We start from the raw sequence: 1,562 nt of genomic DNA, 5'->3' as shown, positions 1-1,562 counted from the left end.
GTATCTCAGTCTCAAACGGTTCCAGCCACTCCACAAAAAGGGCTTGCGCCTCGGTTGAAAACCGCCATTCCTGGGGGTCGGTGTCGCTGGCTGGTTGCAGTGCGTTCAATCGCTCGAAAACTGCCCATGCCGCTTGTCTGGCGGGTGTGTCGGGCCACCTGTCCACATAGGCAAACTCCCGGCTCACATCGGGCCACACGGCCAGCCCGAAGCGTTGCAACAGTCCATCGTCACCCGCGCCACCGGCCACAGCCTCGCGCACATAGCTTTGCAGCTTGCCCGGTTGTATGCCGCCCAGCATGGCCAGGCACACACGCGGCACATACGATTCACCGCGCCCAATGCGGTCAACCGCGTGGCCTTGATTGCCGTCGTAGCCGGTCAGGTAGAAGCCCCGCGCGCCTTCCTGCCCTTGGCGGTCCATGCTGCACAGCAAGCCGTGGATTTCATCGCGGTACACCAGCAAGCCCCATTTGTTCACGGTCAGCAGGTCGGCCAGCTTTTCCACCGTCGCATCGTTCACCACATAGCGCCGCGCCATGGGTTCGGCTGGTGTGTCCATCGGCTCCAACAGTGCGCGCGCCTTCGCTGGGTCTTTGTCGGCAAACCCTCGGGCCTGCTTCTCTTTTGCCTCGCTGGCCATGGTCGCCACCTTGCAATCAAGCTCCCATGCTTCGTGCGCGATCTGCCACTGTTCGCGCTCGGTTGCTTCAAGCCGGTGCAATGGCTTCAACACCTCAGACAAAGCCGGTGATTTCATCACCCCCGGCCTGCCCACAATTGCGCCCCACAGGACAGGCACCACACGCCAATCGTCCCGCGCCTTGGGTGCCACCACAGCACGCGCGCCGATCAGGCTGGACAGGGCCACCAGGGCACCCACCGCCGTGAAGTCCGGGGGGCATTGCATCCGGTGGGCAATGTCGGCCACCCAGCCGCGCAGAGCCTCGGGCAACAGTTCGGGGTCAAACGCTTGCACCGCCGGTAGGGCATCGGGCAGGGGCAGCGGATCAGGCCAGGATGCCGCCGCGTCCACCTCTGGCACATCTTTGGAAGCAGGCATGGGCCCCACCAGCGCCGCCGCCTCGATACACGCGCGCACCACATCGGCCCCCGCTGTCTGGTGCAGGTCGTTGAAGTCGGTAGCGCCGTCCGGTCGCTCGCTGCCGAAGTTGGGTTTTGTCAGGTAGCCACCCACCGCGCGCGCCGCCTCGGTCGCTTTTGTTAGCCCCGGATTGCCTGGGGTCGCCACATCATCATCAGCGGCCAGGATCAGCCGCAGCGCCGGGTATTTGGCGCGCAGGGCTTCGGCCACCGCCCGCAGGTTGCCCGCGTTGAAAGCCACGGCCACCGCCTGCACCGTTGCCTCATGGATGCTTGCGCCGGTCGCGTAGCCCTCACACACGATCAACACGCCGTCAGGCTTGCCAATGGCGTGATAACAGCCCTTCACCCGCCCGCCGGGTTGAAACCGCTTACCGCCGTCTGGTGCGATGGTTTGCAGGCTGTGCAGCTTGCCCGCTGTGTCGCGCATCGGAATCAGCAGGTGGTGCCCGTCGCAC

At 65.0% G+C, this 1,562-nt stretch carries 1 protein-coding gene; it reads right to left on the bottom strand.

Features of this window, described 5'->3' with window-relative positions:
- Positions 1-1,534, bottom strand: a 1,534-nt coding sequence (locus ACFQU0_RS20030) for a DUF3987 domain-containing protein (RefSeq protein ID WP_382203738.1), incomplete at its 3' end; no start/stop codon positions are given.
- Between the last annotated feature and the right edge of the window lie 28 nt (positions 1,535-1,562).

The organism is Hydrogenophaga defluvii (assembly GCF_042665235.1).
GTDB classification, from domain to species: domain Bacteria; phylum Pseudomonadota; class Gammaproteobacteria; order Burkholderiales; family Burkholderiaceae_C; genus Hydrogenophaga; species Hydrogenophaga defluvii_A.
This window is presented reverse-complemented; position numbering and strand designations above follow the sequence as displayed.